Source organism: Nannocystis exedens, assembly GCF_002343915.1.
GTDB classification, from domain to species: Bacteria; Myxococcota_A; Polyangia; order Nannocystales; family Nannocystaceae; genus Nannocystis; species Nannocystis exedens.
Genome location: NZ_NETK01000001.1, coordinates 6,007,996 through 6,022,261 on the forward strand (window position 1 = coordinate 6,007,996; position 14,266 = coordinate 6,022,261).

A 14,266-nucleotide genomic window follows, 5' to 3' on the forward strand; every position below is an offset into this window, starting at 1 on the left:
CGGGCGACCTTCCATCGCGGCCCAGGATACGCCGCGCCCGGGCGCGCGGGTAGAGGCGAGGGCGCGCGAACGCCCGTCAGGAGGCCCGCACGACCCGGACGCCGCCCAGGGGTCCGAGCGACAGGTTGCGCCGCACCGGCCGCGGCGGCGCGGCGTCGACCAGCCGCAGGTCGTACTCGGGCACCAGCACGGCGAGGGCCTGCTTCATCTCGTACAGGGCGAAGGCGGCGCCGATGCAGCGCCGGTGGCCGCCGCCGAACGGCGTAAACTCGAACGGCGAGACCTTGCGGCCGAGGAACCGCTCGGGCCGGAACACGTGCGGATCGGGGTAGAGCGTCGGGTCCTGGTGGAGCAGGGCGGTGCCGACGGCGATCCCGGTGCCCGGCGCCAGCTCGTAGCGACCGAGCTGCAGCGGCTTCACCAGGGTGCGCGGCGCCATCGGCAGGATCGGCCACAGGCGCAGGACCTCGTGGCACACGGCGTCGAGGTAGGGCAGCGCCGCCACGGCCTCGTAGTCGGGGTCCGGGCCGAGCGCGACCAGCTCGGCGCGCAGCCGGGCGAACACCGACGGCGCCCGCAGCAGCCACGAGATGGCCCACGCCAGCGCGATCGCGGTGGTCTCGTGGCCGGCGAACAGCAACGTGTGCAGTTCGTCGACCAGCTCGTCGTCGCCGAGCGCCCGCCCGTCCTCGTCGCGGACCGCGAGCATGAGGCTGAGGATGTCGTCTCCGGGTTCGGCCCGGCGCGCGGCGATCTGCGAGCGCGTGAGCGCCTCGGCCCGCGCACGAACGGCGGCGAAGCGGCGCCACGGGCTCAGCGGCCCGAGGTCGCGCTGGAGGACGCGGGAGAACAGCAACGACGGGTGCAGCGCCTCGATCGCCCCGACCAGCGCCTCGCCGACCTCGGCGGTCCGCTCGGGGTCGGTGACGCCGAACACGGCGCGCACGATCACCTCGAGCGAGATCGCCTGCGTCGTGCGCTGCATGACGAACGGCTCGCCGACCCGCCACGCGCCGGCGTGACGTCGCGTCGCCTCGCGGATGATCGCCCCGTACGAGCGCATGCGGGCGCCGTGGAACGGCGGGGTCAGCAGTTTGCGGTCGCGGCGGTGGCGCTCGCCGCTGACGACGATCAGCGAGTGCCGGCCGAGCACCGCGGCGAGGTGCTCGGTGCCGAACGAGCGGGTGGCGTCCGGGTCCATGGTGAAGATGATCCTGGCGAGCTCGGGCTGACCGGTCACGACCAGCCGCTTGCCGCCGAGGTGGAACGCGAACGGGTCGCCGTAGCGCCGGCTGCACGCGGCGAAGAAGCCGTAGGGGTCGACGGCGAAGCGATAGGCGGCGAGCGGGGCGAGGCGCGGCCCGGGCACGGGGCGTGACATGCGTCCACCTTCCACCGGATCGGGGGTGTACTACAATAGCGGCATGACTCCCGCGCGCGCCCCCTTCACCAAGATCCTGGTGCCGGTCGACTTCTCACCGGCGAGCGACGAGCACATCGCCGCCGGCCAGGCGGTCGAGGTCGACGGCCAGTACATCGAGTTCTCGCCCAGCTCCGTGCGCAGCGTGGTCCTCGCGGCCGACCTCGCCCGCGCCAGCCTCGGCACCGTGATCCTCCTCCACGTCACGCCCGCGCTCAACTACAGCACGATGTACGCCGGCAACCTCAGCGTCGGCCTGTCGTCGCAGGTGCTGACCGACGTCCACGAGGCGGCGCAGAAGACGTCCAAGGCCGCGCTCGAGGTGATCGCCCACCGCCACTGCGCCGGGGTCCAGGTCGTCATCGAGGCCCGGCCCGGGGTGGCGGTCAGCGTCATCATCGAGGAGTCGGAGAAGAAGGGCGCCGACCTGATCGTGCTGGCCGCGAGCGGTCGCTCGCGGGTCGCCCGGTTCTTCGTCGGCAGCACCGCCGACCGCGTCATCCGCGAGGCGATCTGCCCGGTCCTCGTGATCCCCGCGCTGCACGAGTGAGCCCCGCGCGAGACGCCGAAAGGACATGGCCCTGAGCGCATGCTCCAAGGGCCATGTCCTTTGGGAAAGATCGAGTCGTGCAAGAAGCAAGAAGGTGGGAGCGGTGCGACGCGCGGCGCGCCGACCAGCGCGCCGGACCGAGGTCCGACCGGCTAGGCCGCGCGCGGCATCGGCGCGACCGGCTCGGGTTCGGCGGGCGCGACGACGGTCGGCTCGGTCACGCGCGGGCGCGTGGCGACCATTTTCAGGCCGGCGTAAAAGGGCCGATCGATGACGGCGGCCGTGAAGCGTTCGGCGAAAATCATGCGGGCGGCGAGTCCTGTGTGGCGCATGCCGAAACCATTGGCGAGGCCCCAGGATCGTCAAATCAAGGCGGCATTAATGTGGCCATGATGGCCGCAGACCGGGCCAGAGCGCGTGTTTGCGGCCATCGGGGCGCGATGGGTGTCGTTGAAGACACACTCGACGTCGCATGACGCTCGTCGGGCGGTTTACGATGCGTCGCAGAGGGCCCGCCGCGAGTACGAGGCCGGCGCATGACGACGTCGCGTGACGCGAGCGAGAGGCGCCGCGCGCCACGACCTCGACGTCGCTGCGCGCCTCGCGGGTGACCGCAGGCACTGGACCTCGCGCCCGCGTCGGCGGTAGCATCTGCCCGCGGACGCTACGGCGCCTTCGCCGACACCTCGTCGGCCGACGACGTGCACTCGCGGATCGCCAGGGCGCGCTGATAGGCGCAGTTCCACTGTACGAGCTCGGCGCTGAGCCGCTTGGCCTCGTCGGCGTCGGCCTCCGCGACCGCCTCGCCGTAGCCCTGCCAGGCCTGCAGGTGCGCGGCCTCGTCGAAGCCCTGACCCTTGAGCTTTTCGGACATGTCCGGAAGGACAACTCGCGTGTAGGCCATGCCCTCGGCCGCGGTGGCCATCGCCGCCGCGCTGCCGAGCGGGCCCTTGGCGGCGGGGGTGAGCGCCTCGTCGCAGTACTTGCGGGCGCGCTTGACCAGCGCCAGGGCGATCTCGCGCTCGATCGCGTCGGCGTCGACCTTGGTGGGGGGGCCGTGAGGGCGGTGTCGACGACGGCGATGCCCGGGGTGTTGCGGTCCTTCAGGCGGTCGCGCAGGTCCTCGAACACGCCGCGCGCGCGCGCCAGCGGCACCGGGTCGCTCTTCTCTTTGGCCTCGGCGAGGGCGCTCATCAGCCGGCGGTGCGCCAGGCGGAACCACGTCTTCTCGATGACCTCGTGCCCGGGCAGCAGGGCCTTGTCGATCGTCGTCGGGTCGCCGCTCGCCAGCGCCGCCTCGCCGGCCGCGAAGGCGGCGTCGATCTCCTCGGCGAGGCCGGGCTCGGCGCCAGCGACCTCAACCGCGAGCGGCTTCAGGGCGACGTCCCAGGCGCAGCGGGCGGCCGCCCACGCGGCCTCGCGTCCCTCCTTGTCCTCGGCGGCGTGCTTCAGGCGCTCGCGCATCCACTGGGCGATCGAGCCCTCGATGCGGGCGCGGAGGAAGGCGAAGCCGGCGGGGGACGTGTCGACCAGCACCGCGGCGATCGCGGCGTCGTCGTGGCGGCCGGTCGCCGCGTCGCTGGCCTTCACCCACGCCTGCAGCGGCGTCCCCGTGTAGGCGACCGGCGCGTTGCCCCTGTGCTCGCGCAGGGCCGCGAGCGGCGCCGCGGCGGCGTCGCACAGCGGGTCGCGGGCCTTCGCGGGCGTGGGCGCGGGCTCGGCCTTCGCGGGCGCGGGCTCGGCCTTCGCGGGCGGGGCCGGTCGGGCGCTCGGGGCGGCCTCCGACTTGGCGGCGGGCGCGGTCGCGGGCGCGTTGCAGGCGGTCCCGGCGAGCGCGAGGACGAGGACGAGGGCAGCGCGGAGCATGGCCGCAGGATATCGCGGAAACCCCGGCGCGGACCCCGGCGCTCGGCCCCGGACTTTACGCGGCGGCCGCGGCCCGCTAGCGTGGCCGCACCATGGCTGTCAGCGTCGGCGGTGACGAGGGCGACGCCCTCAACGAGATCAACGTGACCCCGCTGGTCGACGTCCTCCTGTGCCTCCTGATCATCTTCATGGTGTCGGCGCCGCCCGCCACCAACACGCAGATGCCGCTCGACATCCCCACCCAGTCGAAGGTGCAGGGCGCGGCCGATCCGAACGCGACCTTGCTGCTGTCGATCGACGCCGGCGGGGTCGTCAAGCTCGGCTCGCAGGTGATCGCCGGCGACACCGACAGCGTCGTCGCGGCGCTCAAGGCCAACCAGAAGGTCCAGAACGACGGCAAGCTGGCGATCGACGCCGCCCCCGGCGTCAAGTACGGCGAGGTGATCCGCCTGATGGCCGCGGCGCACGACGCCGGCGTCGGCTCGGTCGGCATCGCCTCCGACAAGCTGTAGGCGCCGGCCGCCCCGCCGCCCGCCGGCCGCCGGTGAGGGCCTCGCCGCCGACCTGAACTTCCGGCCAGGTCGGTCCGCGCCCGGACGGCGGACCGCGGACCGGGCTCATCCGTGGCGCGAGCCGCGGATCGCACTCCGTCGCGCGCCGTTCGCTGGCGTCGGCGTCCGACCTGGACAATAAATTGCCGCCGATGCTCAGCGGTTTCAAGAAGTTCGCCATGCGCGGGAGCCTGATCGACATGGCCTCCGGCATCATCCTCGGCGCGGCGTTCGGCGCGATCGTCAAGTCGCTGGTCGACGACGTGATCATGCCGCCCATCGGCCTCCTCCTCGGCGGCGTCGACTTCTCCAACCTCTTCGTCGTCCTCAAGCAAGGCGCGCCGGCGGGCCCCTACGACACGCTGGCCGCCGCGACCTCGGCCGGCGCGGTGACGATCCGCTACGGCGTGTTCCTCAACTTCGTCGTCACGTTCCTGATCGTCGCGTTCGCCGTCTACCTGCTGATCGAGGCGATCCACAGGGCCAAGGAGCGCATGACCGAGAAGGAGGAGCAGGCCGCAGCGGAGCCGTCGTCGCAGGAGAAGCTGCTGATGGAGATCCGCGACCTGCTCAAGGCCCGCTCCGGCCCGCTGTGACGGCCCGCGGCGCGCTGCCGGTCCTGTCCGTGCGGACAGCGCCCTTCGGGCACGTCAGGTGTACCCGAGCGCGCGTCCGACCTGGTAGACCAGCACCGCCAGCCCGTAGGCCAGGGCCGACATGGTGGCGAACATCACCAGCGGCCACTTCCACGAGCGGGTCTCGCGGCGCACGACCGCCAGCGTCGACATGCACTGGCAGGCGTAGACGAAGAAGATCATCGCCGCCAGGCCCTTCAGCGGGGTGTGGCGGCGCGAGCCGTCGGGCTCGCGGGCCTCGCGGAGCTTCTCGCGCAGCGGGGTCTGGTTCTCGTCGTCGGCCTCGATGCCGTAGACCAGGCCGAGCGTGCTGATCATGACCTCGCGGGCGGCGAAGCTGCCGAGGATGGCGATGCCCATGCGGAAGTCCTGGCCCATCGGCTGCAGCACCGGCTCCATGGCCTTGCCGATCCGGCCGCCGATCGAGTGGATGATCGGCGAGTCCTCGTCGGTCGCTTGCAACATGTCCTCCGGGACATGCGCGGCTGCCCCTTGCGACATGCCCTCGGGGACATGCGCGGCCGGGTCGACCTGGACGGCCTCGGCCACCGCGCGCCCGCCGTCCGGCGCGTCCGGCGGGCGGGGGAAGCTGAGCAGCACCCACAGCACGACGGTGACGGAGAGGATGACGGTGCCGGCCTGGCGGACGAAGTCGGCGGTGCGGTCGTAGACGTGGAGCAGGGTGTTGCGCAGCCGCGGCAGGCGGTAGGGCGGCAGCTCGAGCACGAACGGCGGGGTCGGGCCGCGCAGGGCGGTGCGCTTCCAGATCGCGCCGGCGGCCAGGGCCGAGACGGTCGACAGCGCGTAGAAGCCGACCAGCATCAGGCTGCCGACGGTGAACGGGCCGACGCGGTCGTCGGCGGGGAACAGCGCGCTGATGAAGAGGACGTAGATCGGCAGGCGCGCGCTGCAGCTCATGAACGGGATCATGAGGATCGTGGCCAGGCGATCGCGCGGGTCGGTGATCGTGCGGGTGCCGAGGATCGCCGGGATCGCGCAGGCGTAGCCGCTGAGCAGCGGGACGAAGGCGCGCCCGTGCAGGCCGACCCGGGCCATCAGCCGGTCGACGAGGAAGGCCGCGCGCGCCATGTAGCCCGAGTCCTCGAGCACCCCGAGCAGCAGGAACAGCAGGGCGATCTGCGGCACGAACACCAGCACGTTGCCGGCCCCGGCGAGCACGCCCTGGGTCAGCAGATCGGTGAACACCCCGGGCCCGAGCGCGGCGGCGACCTGCTCCGAGAGCCAGCCGATGAGCGACTCGATCGCGCCCATCAGCGGCTCGGCCCAGGTGAAGATCGAGCTGAAGATCGTCGCCATGACGCCGACGAAGATCAGGAGCCCCCACACCCGGTGGGTCAGGACGCGGTCGATCGCGGCCGAGCGGCTCATCGCCGGCGCCCGCTCGCGCTGGGCCGCGGTGAAGCCGATCTCGGCCAGCAGGGCGTCGACCTCGCGGTAGCGGGCGATCACCCGCGCGTGCGCGGCCGCGGTCACGTCGGCGGCCGGGTGCGCGGCGAGGGCGGCCCGCTCCTCCGCGGTCGCGCCGGCCAGCTCGAGCGTGCCCGCCGCGGCCGCCGACACCAGCCAGCGCCAGCGGGCGGCGCCGATCCCGGGCGGCGCGGGCAGGGCGTCGTCGTCGGCCAGGAGGCGCGCGCGCAGCGGTGAGATGGCCTGCGGGACATGTTCGATCGAACCTAGCGCTTCGACCAGGCGCGCGATGCCCTCGCCGGTGCGCGCGACCGTCGGCACGACCGGCACGCCGAGGGCGCGGGCCAGCGCCGCGGGGTCGACGGGCATGCCGGCCTCGGCGGCGACGTCCATCATGTTGAGGGCGACGACCAGCGGGCGGCCGAGCTCGAGCAGCTGGACGGCGAGGTAGAGGTTGCGGGCCAGGTTGGCGGCGTCGAGCACGAGGGCGACGACGTCCGGCGGGTCGCCCTCGGCGCCGGCGAGGCAGCGGAACGCGACCGCCTCGTCCTCGGCGATCGGGGTGAGGCTGTAGGTGCCGGGCAGGTCGAGGACGGTGATCGGCCGGGCCGGCGACAGGCGCGGCACGACGGCGCCGGCGCGGGTCTCGACGGTGACGCCGGCGTAGTTGCCGACCTTGTGGCGCGCGCCGGTCAGCTCGTTGAAGAGGCTGGTCTTGCCGACGTTCGGGTTGCCGGCCAGGGCCACGCGCAGCGGCGTCATAGCCTCACCGCCTCGATCCGCGCGGCCTCGGCCTTGCGCAGCGACACGTGACAGCCGCGGACCTGCAGCTCGAGCGGGTCGCCGAACGGCGCCCGCTTGACCAGCACCACCACCGTGCCCGGCGTGAAGCCCATCTCGAGCAGCCGCAGCGCCAGCGGCCCCGCGCCTCCGACGAGGGTCACGCGGGCGCGTGCGCCGAGCTCGAGCTGCGCCAGGTTGAAGGCCACCGCCCGCGGAGCTTGGCGCCGGCCCCCGCACGCGGTCAAGCGCGGCGTGCGAGGTCCACCCGCTGCCTGCCGTTCGGGACAGGTCTGCGGGAGAGATGACCCCGAGGACAGCTCACGCGGCCGGCCGCGCCGCGCGGAAAACTCACGCGACCAGGCGCAAACCGGCGGGCGGGCGCGACCGTGGCGGGCCGCTATGCTGCCCCGTCGTGGCGACGCGCGCACCCTCGCAGCTGCCGATCGACGAGGTCCTCGGCGACATCGTCGCGGCGCTGCAGCGCTCGCCCTGCGCGGTGGTCGAGGCGCCGCCCGGGGCCGGCAAGACCACGCGCGTGCCGCTGGCGCTGCTGCAGGCCGGGCTGGCCGGCGGGCGCGAGATCCTGGTGCTGCAGCCGCGCCGCCTGGCCGCGCGCATGACCGCCGCGCGCGTGGCCGAGAGCCTCGGCGAGCCGCTCGGCGCCACCGTCGGCTACCAGGTCCGCTTCGAGTCCGCGGTCGGCCCCGAGACCCGCCTCCGCTTCATCACCGAGGGCCTGCTCGGGCGCAAGCTGCACGCCGACCCCCAGCTGCGCGACGTCGGCGTGGTCGTGCTCGACGAGTTCCACGAGCGCCACATCGACGGCGACCTCGGGCTCGCCCTGCTGCGCGCGCTCCAGCGCGGGGCCCGGCCCGACCTGAAGATCGTGGTCATGTCGGCGACCCTCGACGGCGCCGCGGTCGCGGCCTACCTGTCCGAAGGGGCAGCCACCGAGTGCGCCCGGATCACCAGCGCCGGCCGCATGTTCCCGGTGGCGATCGAGCACCTCGGCGAGCCGAACGAGCTCCACTCCGGCGTGCTGCGGGCGCTGGCCAAGCTGGTCGACGAGGGGCTCGACGGCGACGTCCTGGTGTTCTTGCCCGGCGCCCGCGAGATCGCCCGCGCCGCCGAGACCTGCGCCGGCTTCGCCGCCCACCACGGGCTGCAGGTGTTCCCGCTCCACGGCGAGCTGCCGCCGGCGGAGCAGGACCTGGCCGTCCGGCCATGTCCCCAGAGGAAGCTGATCCTCAGCACCAACGTCGCCGAGACGTCGGTGACCATCGACGGGATCGCGGCGGTGATCGACGGCGGCCTGGCGCGGGTGGCCGCCCACGACCCGTGGACCGGGATCCCGACGCTGCAGCTCGGCAAGATCTCGCGCGCCTCGGCGGCCCAGCGGGCCGGGCGAGCCGGGCGCACGCGGCCGGGCCGGTGCCTGCGGCTGTACGCGCAGCACGACCACGACCGCCGGCCGGAGCACACGCCGCCGGAGATCCACCGCGTCGACCTGGCGGGCGCGCTGCTCGACCTGCACGCGTTCGGGGTCGCCGAGCCGGCCGCGTTCGCGTGGTTCGAGGCCCCGCCGGCCGCGGCGCTGCAGGCCGGCGAGGCGCTGCTCCGGCGGCTCGGGGCGATCGATCCCGCGGGCCGGGTCACCCCGCTCGGCCGGCGCATGCTGGCGTTCCCGCTGCACCCGCGGCTCGGGCGGCTGATGTGCGAGGGCGTCGACCGCGGCGTGCCCGGCCTCGCCTGCGGCGCCGCGGCGCTGCTGTCGGAGCGGTCGATCCGCCCGGCCGGCGCGCTCGCCTCGTGCGACGCCGACGCCGACGTCCTGGTCGACCTCGCCGACCTCGAGAAGCTGCGCCGCCGCGGCGACGAGCGCGGCCTGCTGCCCGGCCCGGCCCGCCGCGCGCTGCAGGTCCGCGACCAACTGCTGCGCGCGCTGCCGCATGATTCGAGGGACAGGTCCAAAGAGCTAGGTATCAAAGAACAGGAACGAGAGGACAGGCTGCGCATGGCCCTGCTGGCGGCCTTCCCCGAGCGGGTGGCGCAGGCGCGCGAGGACGTCGGCGGCTTCCGGGCGCTGGCGCTGGCCGGCGGCGGGGCGGCGCGGCTCGGGCCGGGGTCGGTGGTGCGCACGGCGCCGTGGCTGCTGGCGCTGGAGGTCGAGCAGCGGCGCGAGGCCGACCGCGGGGCCCAGGTGCTGGTGCGCAGCGCCTGCGCGATCGAGCCGGAGTGGCTGATCGACCAGCTGTGCGACGAGATCGAGGAGCGCGACGAGCTGCAGTGGAACGCGGCGCGCGAGCGGGTCGAGGGGGCGCGCGAGCTGCGGTACATGGGCCTTTTGCTCGAGCGCACGACCGGCGCGAAGCTGCCGCCCGCGGCCAGCGAGCTGCTGCGCACCCAGGCGCTGGCGGCCGGGCCGGAGCGGTTCGTCGGCGATCCGGAGGCGCTGCGCGGGCTGATGGCGCGCTCGGCGTTCGTGGCGGCGCACGTGCCCGGGGCGCCGGTGATCACCGAGGCGGTCGCGCGCGAGGTGCTGGCCGAGCTGTGCGAGGGGCGGACCAGCTTCGCCGAGCTGCGCGCGGCCGACCTGTACGGCCAGCTGCTGGCGCGCGTCGCCGGCGGCGGCGGGCTCGAGCGGCTGGCGCCGACGCACGTGCAGCTCCCCGGGGGCCGCCGCGCCGCCGTCCACTACGAGCCCGACAAGCCGCCGTGGCTGGCCTCGCGCCTGCAAGACTTCTTCGGCATGAGCCGCGGGCCGCACATCGCCGGCGGCAAGGTCCCGCTGGTGCTCCACCTGCTGGCCCCCAACGGCCGCGCCGAGCAGGTCACCACCGACCTGGCCGGCTTCTGGGACCGCCACTACCCCGAGGTCCGCAAGGCGCTGATGCGCCGCTACCCCCGCCACTCGTGGCCGGAAGACCCGCGCACCGCGGCGCCGCCGGCGCCGCGCCGGTGAGCCGTCGCCGAGCTGTCCTTCGGGACATGTTCGGTGCCGCACATGTCCTCCCAGACATGTCCGAATGAACGCGTCGTTCCCCGCGCCGGCGCCGCCCGCCGCACGCTTGCTCCGGATGCCCGAAAGGACATGTCTCTTCGGACCGTCGTCGGGCGCGCCGCCGCGCGCGGTCGGGACGGGCTCGGGGGACCGCGGGCCGGCGTCGGACCGGCCGGGGCCGGGCCGGTGGTTCGCACCTCGCGCGGGCGGCGATCGGTCCGGCGCGGGGGCACGGCCGGGCGCGCGGGCGGCGGTCCTGGCGAGCGCGGCCTCCCGCGGGCCGGAGCGGCATGCTACAAGCAAGCGTCGAGGGCCTCCGCTCCCGCATGTTGACGCTCGCCTCCTTGCTCGCCGCCATGACCATCGCCGGCGCCTTTTGGGTCGGGATCCTCGCCGCCCGGCGGCTCCGCGACTGGGGCGACCGGCGGCAGCTCACCGAGGGCGACGGTCCGCATCCGCCGCTGGCCCTCGCCGCGGCGGCCTCCGTGTCGACCACGTCCGGATCGATCCCCGGCGACCCCGTGAGCCAGAAGATCCGCGCCCGCGTCGCCCAGCGCCTGCAGGGCCGCCTCCAGCCGGCCCCCGTGCCTCGCGCCGCGCCCGACACCCCCGACGGGCCCGAGCTCACCCTCACCGCGCTGCGCCAGGGCGACGTCGTCGTCGTCGAGACCGGCGACCCCAACCTCGACGGCGACTACCTGATCGACGGCGTGGTCAACCTCAAGGAGGGTGCGACGGCCACCGTCATCGCGGTGATGACCGACGCCGACCGCCACCGCTGGCTGATCGGCTCGCCCGACCAGGAGCGGTGGCTGCTCGCCGAGCCGGTCCGCGGCCACGGGCTGTCGGGCGAGCCGCCGCGCCACATCCCCCACCAGGAGCACACCTACGCGCTCGAGCGGCGCGGGCAGGCCAGCGCCGCCGGCGTCGGCATGCACGGGCGCCCGGCGCTGCCGCGGGTGGCCACCTACGTCTACCGCGCCGCGGCCGACCGCGCGCTGTGGGTCGAGCGCTGGGGCGACCAGGTGCTGGTCGGCGCGGCCACGGCCATCCCGCAGCACGCGGTCCAATTCCTGCCGGGGTCGTGAGCCCTTGCCCGACGCGCCCGCTCTGCGGTGGGTCCACCGCCCGCCGCCCGGCGCGCCGATCACCACCGTCACGGTGCTGCGCTTCCCGCCGGGCCAGCGGCTGTGGGCCTTCCAGCAGATGGGCCGCGCCCGCGCCCCGCTGGCCGCCACCCCGGGGCTTTCGTTCTGGCGCCTGTGCGGCAGCGGCGGCGGCCTCGGCTTCTCCGCCCGGCCCGACCTGTCGCGCTACGCCCTGGTCGCGACCTGGTCTTCGGAGCATGTCCTCGAGGACTTTTTCGCCCGCAGCGCGCTGTTCGCGGCCTACCGCGCGCGCGCCCGCGAGGCGTGGACGGTCGCGCTGCTGACGGTGCGCGGCCGCGGCAGCTGGGGCGGGACCTGTCCGTTCGGACCTGGTCTTTCAGACCTGCCCCAAGGGCTACCCGTGGTGGCGATCACCCGCGCCCGCCTGCGCCTGCGCGGGTTCTTCCACTTCTGGGCCCGGGTGCCCGCGATCAACCGCCGGCTGGTGCGCGCGCCGGGTCTGCGGGTGGCGCTCGGGATCGGCGAGCTGCCGTGGATCCGCCCGGTCACGTTCAGCGTGTGGGACGACGCCGCGAGCCTCGAGCAGTTCGCCTGGGCCGGCTCGAACCACCAGGCCGCGGCCCGCGCGGCGCTGGCGCGGCGATGGTTCGCCGAGGACCTGTTCTTCCGCTTCGCCGCCGCCGGCTCGGCCGGCAGCCTCGACGGCCGCGACCCCGCGTTCGGGTGAACGGGCGCGAGCACCGCTCGCAGGCGGCCGAGTCTCTGCTCGAGCGCGCTTCACCGACGAGACGGCAGGGTCCGCCGCCTCGCGGCGGAGGTCACCGTGAATCGAGGACCGTCGACGTCTCCGTCGAGGGCGACCACCGGCTCCTCACAGCGTCTTGAGGTACTCGAGCACCGCGCGGCGCTGCGCCGGCGTGAGGTGGTCGCCGAAGGTGTGGCCGGCGTTGCTGTGGGCGATGAACGTGGTGTCGTAGATGAACTTGCGCTCGTCGTCGGGGGCGCCGACGTGGCCGTAGGGCAGGTCGACGAACGGCCAGCCGAGCGCGTCCTCGTCGAAGTTGGTCGAGTCGAGGTCGACGCGCTTCCAGTACTTGGGGCGCCGCGTGCTGTCGAGGACGAGCTCGATGGTCGGCACCGAGCCGTTGTGGAGGAACGGGCCGGTCGCCCACACGCCGTCGAGCGGCGGGGCCATGTAGCCGGGGAACGGGTCGCCGGGCTCCATGCGGGTGATCTGGCCGTACCAGCTCTCGTTGTACCAGTCGACCAGGTAGGGCGCGTACTCGGTGCCGGCCTCGGCGACGACGGGGTCGGTGCCGATGACGTCGAGCGGGAACAGCAGGTTGGGGTACGTGTCCTGCGCGTCGTCGTCGGCGTAGGTGCCGTGGCAGCCGGCGCAGTTGGCCAGGAACACGCCCTCGCCCTCGCTCGCCAGCGCCGCGTCGATCGCAAACGGGTACTTCGGCGCCTGCACCGAGCGGATGAACGCCTGGATGTGGTGGAAGTAGCTGTCGATCTGCTCGGCCTCCTCGACCGAGTCGGTGCACAGCGCCGAGGCCAGCATCATCGTGCCGCGGTGGTCGCCGCGGGCCATGCCGTTGTAGAACAGCGCGTGCTTCTTCTTGGCCCGCCACCACGGCGGCGGGTCCGAGGCGACGACCATGTCCGGCAGGTCGTACTGCAGCTCGTCGTACCACTCGAGCGTGTGCCTGTCGCGGTGCGCCACCAGAGTGACGGCGATGATCTCGGCCGGGTTGGTGCCGACGGTGCGCATGACGGTCGCGGGGCCGAGCGCCTTGGTGCGGTTGAGGAAGCGGGTGAACTCCTCGAGCCCGGGGATCGGGATGTCGGGGATCCACACGTTCGCGAACATCTGGCTGATGTCGTCCGTGAAGTCGAAGTCGGCGGTGCCGAGGCCGACGATCAGCTCGCCGTTGAACGAGCCGGCGTGGCACTGCAGGCAGTTCTGGCTGACGATGTCGGCGCCGTTCTTGGTGTGGACGTTCCAGTGGTACGGGACCTCGGCGTTCTTGCCGGTGCGCCCCGGCAGCGGCGGCCGATCGGCCCAGGCGCCGATGAACGGCTTGACGAGCGGCCAGAGGCCCCACGGGACCCCGCAGGACACGTAGCCCTTGGTGAGCAGGGCCTCGTAGCCGAGCGCGGGGTCGCCGTCTTTTTGCGGCTCGTCGGGGATGTACACGCCGTGGTCCCACGGGCCGGGGCCGAAGCCGCCCTCGCCGGTGGTGCTGCTGCCGCCGTCGCTGCTGGCGTCGCCGGTGCCGTCGCCGGTGGTGGTCGGCGCCGACGCGGTGCCGCTGCCGGTGCCGCTCGAGGCGTCATCGGAACCGCCCGAGCTCGTGTCCGCGGTCGCGCCGCCGCCGGCGTCGCCGCTGCTGCCGTCGCCGTCGCTCGCGCCGCCCTGGGTGCTGCCGCCGGCGTCGCCGCAGGCCGCGATCAGGAGCGAGACCGAGAACACACCAGGGGCGCGCCAGGACATGGGACCACCCTACGACCGGGGCGCGCCGGTCGGCAAGTCCTCGCCCGACCCCAAGACCCGCGGTCCCGCTATCCTGAGGCGCCATGAAGTTCGGCCCCTGGTACCCGCTCTCCGAGGCCGCACACCGGCTGCCCGCGACGCCCGGTGTGCTGCAGGTCCGCCTGCGCGAGGGCCTCGTCCGCTACCCGCGAGGCAAGAGCGCGATGATCCACTACGCAGGCGCCGCCGACCTCTCCGGGCTCGTGGCCAGGCTGGCCGCCCGCCACCCCGGCGCGCCGTGGCTGTGTCGCGCCAGCGTCGGCCCGTGCCCCGACCCCACGGCCGCGGCCGCCGGCCTGCTGGCCGACTTCGACGAGCGTTTCGGGTCATGTCCGAAAGTACCTGGCTTAGAGGACATGGCTGAAAGATAACCTCGTTCCCGCGCCC

General features: G+C 74.1%; 13 protein-coding genes. 8 read left to right on the forward strand and 5 right to left on the reverse strand.

Features of this window, described 5'->3' with window-relative positions:
* Positions 1-76 precede the first annotated feature (76 nt).
* Positions 77-1,381, reverse strand: a complete 1,305-nt coding sequence (locus NAEX_RS23645) for a cytochrome P450 (protein WP_096329741.1) — start codon at positions 1,379-1,381, stop codon at positions 77-79.
* A gap of 43 nt (positions 1,382-1,424) precedes the next feature.
* On the opposite strand from NAEX_RS23645, the gene NAEX_RS23650 reads away from it, so the two are divergent.
* Both NAEX_RS23650 and NAEX_RS48160 read left to right on the forward strand, forming a co-directional pair.
* Entirely contained in the window at positions 1,425-1,970 is a 546-nt protein-coding gene (locus NAEX_RS23650) for a universal stress protein (RefSeq protein WP_170135951.1), read from the forward strand.
* A gap of 77 nt (positions 1,971-2,047) precedes the next feature.
* Positions 2,048-2,446 (forward strand): hypothetical protein, encoded by a 399-nt coding sequence (locus NAEX_RS48160; RefSeq protein ID WP_143825610.1) that lies wholly within the window; start codon positions 2,048-2,050, stop codon positions 2,444-2,446.
* Positions 2,447-2,634: 188 nt separating this feature from the next.
* Here the strand turns inward: NAEX_RS48160 and NAEX_RS23655 are convergent, their stop codons facing one another.
* Positions 2,635-2,844: a hypothetical protein gene (locus tag NAEX_RS23655; protein ID WP_143825611.1), complete on the reverse strand. Its 210-nt coding sequence runs from the start codon at positions 2,842-2,844 to the stop codon at positions 2,635-2,637.
* 1,084 nt (positions 2,845-3,928) lie between these two features.
* Between NAEX_RS23655 and NAEX_RS23670 the strand changes: the two genes are divergently transcribed.
* Both NAEX_RS23670 and mscL read left to right on the forward strand, forming a co-directional pair.
* Positions 3,929-4,348 carry an ExbD/TolR family protein gene (locus tag NAEX_RS23670; RefSeq protein WP_096329745.1) on the forward strand — a complete coding sequence of 140 codons (420 nt, stop codon included), beginning with the start codon at positions 3,929-3,931 and terminating at the stop codon, positions 4,346-4,348.
* 191 nt (positions 4,349-4,539) lie between these two features.
* A complete protein-coding gene (gene mscL, locus NAEX_RS23675) occupies positions 4,540-4,983 on the forward strand; it encodes a large-conductance mechanosensitive channel protein MscL (RefSeq protein ID WP_096333716.1) in 444 nt (147 codons plus the stop codon).
* A 54-nt stretch (positions 4,984-5,037) separates the two neighbouring features.
* Here mscL and feoB read toward each other — a convergent pair whose 3' ends face one another.
* Both feoB and NAEX_RS23685 read right to left on the reverse strand, forming a co-directional pair.
* Positions 5,038-7,212 carry a ferrous iron transport protein B gene (gene feoB, locus NAEX_RS23680; protein ID WP_096329746.1) on the reverse strand — a complete coding sequence of 725 codons (2,175 nt, stop codon included), beginning with the start codon at positions 7,210-7,212 and terminating at the stop codon, positions 5,038-5,040.
* Positions 7,209-7,439 carry a FeoA family protein gene (locus NAEX_RS23685; RefSeq protein WP_096329747.1) on the reverse strand — a complete coding sequence of 77 codons (231 nt, stop codon included), beginning with the start codon at positions 7,437-7,439 and terminating at the stop codon, positions 7,209-7,211. The genes feoB and NAEX_RS23685 overlap by 4 nt, the downstream gene beginning before the upstream one ends.
* A 206-nt stretch (positions 7,440-7,645) precedes the next feature.
* Between NAEX_RS23685 and hrpB the strand changes: the two genes are divergently transcribed.
* The 3 genes from hrpB to NAEX_RS23700 all read left to right on the forward strand — a co-directional run bounded on the left by hrpB (position 7,646) and on the right by NAEX_RS23700 (position 12,070).
* The gene (hrpB, locus tag NAEX_RS23690) at positions 7,646-10,195 is read left to right on the forward strand and encodes an ATP-dependent helicase HrpB (protein WP_245913785.1); all 2,550 of its coding nucleotides are present in this window, start codon (positions 7,646-7,648) and stop codon (positions 10,193-10,195) included.
* Positions 10,196-10,560: 365 nt separating this feature from the next.
* Positions 10,561-11,322 (forward strand): DUF4178 domain-containing protein, encoded by a 762-nt coding sequence (locus NAEX_RS23695; RefSeq protein WP_096329749.1) that lies wholly within the window; start codon positions 10,561-10,563, stop codon positions 11,320-11,322.
* Positions 11,323-11,326: 4 nt separating this feature from the next.
* Positions 11,327-12,070 carry a spheroidene monooxygenase gene (locus tag NAEX_RS23700; RefSeq protein WP_096329750.1) on the forward strand — a complete coding sequence of 248 codons (744 nt, stop codon included), beginning with the start codon at positions 11,327-11,329 and terminating at the stop codon, positions 12,068-12,070.
* A 144-nt stretch (positions 12,071-12,214) separates the two neighbouring features.
* On the opposite strand, the gene NAEX_RS23705 is transcribed toward NAEX_RS23700, so the two are convergent.
* Positions 12,215-13,840: a c-type cytochrome gene (locus NAEX_RS23705; RefSeq protein WP_143140544.1), complete on the reverse strand. Its 1,626-nt coding sequence runs from the start codon at positions 13,838-13,840 to the stop codon at positions 12,215-12,217.
* A gap of 83 nt (positions 13,841-13,923) precedes the next feature.
* On the opposite strand from NAEX_RS23705, the gene NAEX_RS23710 reads away from it, so the two are divergent.
* Positions 13,924-14,250 (forward strand): hypothetical protein, encoded by a 327-nt coding sequence (locus NAEX_RS23710; RefSeq protein WP_096329752.1) that lies wholly within the window; start codon positions 13,924-13,926, stop codon positions 14,248-14,250.
* The last annotated feature ends 16 nt before the right edge of the window (positions 14,251-14,266 follow it).

What these genes read in the sequence shown, in the direction of transcription:
- NAEX_RS23645 (WP_096329741.1), bottom strand. Translation starts at nt 1,381, where the DNA reads ATGTCACGCCCCGTGCCCGGGCCGCGCCTCGCCCCGCTCGCCGCCTAT.
- NAEX_RS23650 (WP_170135951.1), top strand. Translation starts at nt 1,425, where the DNA reads ATGACTCCCGCGCGCGCCCCCTTCACCAAGATCCTGGTGCCGGTCGAC.
- NAEX_RS23655 (WP_143825611.1), bottom strand. Translation starts at nt 2,844, where the DNA reads ATGTCCGAAAAGCTCAAGGGTCAGGGCTTCGACGAGGCCGCGCACCTG.
- NAEX_RS23670 (WP_096329745.1), top strand. Translation starts at nt 3,929, where the DNA reads ATGGCTGTCAGCGTCGGCGGTGACGAGGGCGACGCCCTCAACGAGATC.
- mscL (WP_096333716.1), top strand. Translation starts at nt 4,540, where the DNA reads ATGCTCAGCGGTTTCAAGAAGTTCGCCATGCGCGGGAGCCTGATCGAC.
- feoB (WP_096329746.1), bottom strand. Translation starts at nt 7,212, where the DNA reads ATGACGCCGCTGCGCGTGGCCCTGGCCGGCAACCCGAACGTCGGCAAG.
- NAEX_RS23695 (WP_096329749.1), top strand. Translation starts at nt 10,561, where the DNA reads ATGTTGACGCTCGCCTCCTTGCTCGCCGCCATGACCATCGCCGGCGCC.
- NAEX_RS23705 (WP_143140544.1), bottom strand. Translation starts at nt 13,840, where the DNA reads ATGTCCTGGCGCGCCCCTGGTGTGTTCTCGGTCTCGCTCCTGATCGCG.
- NAEX_RS23710 (WP_096329752.1), top strand. Translation starts at nt 13,924, where the DNA reads ATGAAGTTCGGCCCCTGGTACCCGCTCTCCGAGGCCGCACACCGGCTG.